This window comes from Frankia sp. CgJB1 (genome assembly GCF_977947065.1).
In genome coordinates this window covers 1,923-4,729 of the sequence record NZ_CDWTNB010000258.1, presented here as the reverse complement: position 1 = coordinate 4,729, position 2,807 = coordinate 1,923, and the positions used below count along the sequence as shown (strand labels likewise).

5 protein-coding genes are annotated in these 2,807 nt (G+C 71.6%); 2 read left to right on the top strand and 3 right to left on the bottom strand.

Going from position 1 to position 2,807, the window contains the following annotated elements; all coding sequences use genetic code 11:
• The first annotated feature begins 144 nt into the window (after positions 1 to 144).
• Positions 145 to 1,347, top strand: coding sequence for a methyltransferase, FxLD system (gene fxlM, locus AC08OT_RS19495; protein ID WP_476603164.1), 1,203 nt, complete (start codon positions 145 to 147; stop codon positions 1,345 to 1,347).
• Positions 1,348 to 1,364: 17 nt separating this feature from the next.
• Positions 1,365 to 1,613, top strand: coding sequence for a hypothetical protein (locus tag AC08OT_RS19490; RefSeq protein WP_476603163.1), 249 nt, complete (start codon positions 1,365 to 1,367; stop codon positions 1,611 to 1,613).
• Between the two features lie 96 nt (positions 1,614 to 1,709).
• Here the strand turns inward: AC08OT_RS19490 and AC08OT_RS19485 are convergent, their stop codons facing one another.
• The 3 genes from AC08OT_RS19485 to AC08OT_RS19475 all read right to left on the bottom strand — a co-directional run.
• The gene (locus tag AC08OT_RS19485; RefSeq protein WP_462188802.1) at positions 1,710 to 2,102 is read right to left on the bottom strand and encodes a hypothetical protein; all 393 of its coding nucleotides are present in this window, start codon (positions 2,100 to 2,102) and stop codon (positions 1,710 to 1,712) included.
• A gap of 240 nt (positions 2,103 to 2,342) precedes the next feature.
• Positions 2,343 to 2,609 carry a hypothetical protein gene (locus AC08OT_RS19480; protein WP_476594776.1) on the bottom strand — a complete coding sequence of 89 codons (267 nt, stop codon included), beginning with the start codon at positions 2,607 to 2,609 and terminating at the stop codon, positions 2,343 to 2,345.
• Positions 2,606 to 2,807 (bottom strand): hypothetical protein (locus AC08OT_RS19475; protein WP_476603162.1); only part of this gene is annotated, 202 nt, incomplete at its 5' end. The genes AC08OT_RS19480 and AC08OT_RS19475, both read right to left, overlap by 4 nt.

The window sequence follows — 2,807 nt, the reverse complement described above, 5'->3', positions numbered from 1 at the left end:
CCTCCGCGCGGTTCTCGCCCACCACATCCTGTTCGCCTGGAACCGTCTCGGCATCCCCGCCTCCGACCAGGCGCAGCTCGCCCACACCGCCGCCGACATCATCTTCGATGACCTCGGCCCGATCCCTGACGAACGGTGACCACGATGACCACCCGCACCCCCGAGCAGCTCCGCGACAACCTGGTCGCCGACATCCATCGCTGGGGCACGTTCCGAACCGCCCAGGTCGAAGCCGCGTTCCGCACGGTCCCGCGGCGCCTGTTCCTGCCCGACGTCGACCTGGAAACCGCCTACGCCCCACAGGTCGTCGTCACCCGCTGTGCCCCCGACGGCACTGCGCTGTCCTCGGCCTCCCAGCCCAGCCTCGTCGCCGCCATGCTCGAACAGGCCGACGTCCAACCCGGCCACCGCGTCCTAGAGATCGGCACCGCCACCGGCATCAACGCCGCGCTCCTGGCCGAGCTCACCGGCCCGACCGGCCAGGTGACCACCATCGAGATCGACGAGGAACTCGCCGCAGGCGCGCGCACCGCGCTGACCACAGCCGGCTATGAGCACGTGGACGTCGTCCATGGGGATGGTGCGGCGGGCCACCTGGGCGGGGCGTCCTACGATCGGATCGTGATCACGGCCGGGGCCTGGGACCTGGCCAAGGGCTGGTGGGACCAGCTCGCCCCCGCTGGCCGCATCATCGTCCCCTTGCGTCTGCACGGAAGCGGCCTCACCCGCTCCCTCCCGCTCGACGCGGTCGGGCCGGGCCGGCTGGTCAGCCGCTCGGCGCTCGTCTGCGGCTTCGTCCCCCTACGCGGCACCGACGCCCACACCGGCCACGCCCTCACCCTCGCGGACGGCGTCGCTCTGCGCGTCGACGACCACGACCCCGCCGACGAGACCGCGCTGCGCGCCGCGGCGGCCAGCCCACCCCACAGCCTGTGGACCGGGTTGACGATCCACGACGACGAACCGACCGCGCACCTCGATCTGTGGCTCGTCACCGCCGGCGCCCGGTTCGGCCGCCTCGCCGTCGACACCACCGTCCGCCCTGACAGCCCGCTCGCCCCGACGCGACGCTGGGCCGGAGCCACCATCCACGACGGCACCACCATCGCCTACATCACCCTGCGCCCCCTCGCACCCGACGCCGACGAACTCGGCGTCACCGCCCACGGCCCCCACGCGGCCACCCTCGCCGCGCACCTCACCGACCTGCTGCACCAGTGGCGCAAAGATGGCCTCGCCGAACCTGTCGTCACCGCCCATTCCGCGGACACCCCGGACGACCAGACCGTCGCCGGACACCGCATCGACCGGCCGAACAGCCGACTCACCGTCCGCTGGCAGCCCTGAAGACGAGGCACCACCCGATGGCCCTCACCACGTCGACGGATGCGGCACCCACGGCGTTCGCCCTCGTCGCCCCACGGTTTCCCCTCGTCCCCCGTGACCGGCCATTCTGCCCAGCCCTCGACGCCCGGATCGCCCACGTCGCCGCCCTCGCCGCCCAAGCCGCCGAGGGCGGCGACAACGCACTGCTGCGCGCCGCCGAAGCACACAACCTCGCAGCGCTGATCGCCAGCGACTGCGGACTACCTGACCTCGCCCACCGCCTCTGATGGCGCCAAATCGACACGCTTTCGTTCCACCGCCCTCTCGACGGGGCAACGGCGAAACTCGCCCTCCAACCCTTGATCAACCTCGCTCGTCTGCGGCTACGCACCGGTGACGGTCTCGGCGCCTACCGCCTCCTCGCCGCGCTCTACGGCACCGTCGCAGCGAAAGCCGAGGCCACTCTCGATGGCCGACCCTTCGCGTTCAACGACCTCGTCACCGCCGCTGACCATCCCCAAGTCGTCAGCTGGCTGTGGACCGTCCTGCTCGCCGACGGAACACGCGCCCTGACCCGCACCGGCCGCTGGGCCGAAGCCCTCGACCACCTTCACCGCCACAAAGGCCTCGGGCGACGTCTCCTCGACGGCCGCCAGACCGCGATCCTCGCCCACCACGCTCGTCAAGACCATCACGCCGCCGAGCAGATCCTCGCCTCCACGACGATCATCCAGCCCTGGGAACAGGCCGTCGCCACCTGCCTCCGCCTCCTCCACGACCACCCCACCCCGACCTCACAGCCACCCCCACACCCCGGAAAGGACCCCGGCCGCCCGCCCGGAGCGACATCCGGGCCCTCGGCGTACCCGAAACCGGCCGGGAAGCCCTCCCCGCCGATTTCGATCACAAAACCGACCGGCAAACAACCACCATCACGCTACTGGCGGATTTGGGTCTGACCCCGGCGCCGCACCGGTCAAATCCATCGAATTATCTGGTCACGATCCGTTCCCCGGTCACGTCGCACCGACCGAGACGACCAGCGCCGGACGGACCGGGGCGGGCAGCCATCCCGCTCCGGGCCGGTTCGGCACCTGACGCCAGCCCAGGCCGGGCACGAGCAGGGCCAGCTCTCCGGAGGGACGCCGGGCCAGCGGGATCCGCTCCTCCCAGCGTGCCGCACCGGCTCCCGTCGGCACGGTGAACCCGACGACGAGCTCGTCGGGCAGCGTCGCACCGGCGATGCCGAACTCGTCCGGTCCGAGCGGGGTGCCGGTCGTCACCGTGAAGGTGTGCGTGATCCCAGGAGCGTCCGCGGGCCCGGCGTCCGCGGGCCCGAACTGGACGGTTCTGGTCGTGGCACCCAACCGGATGTATAGGGTGCCGCCAGCACCACCAGCACCACCAGCACCACCAGCACCACCAGCACCACCAGCACCACCAGCACCACCAGCACCACCAGCACCCCCAGCACCACCGCA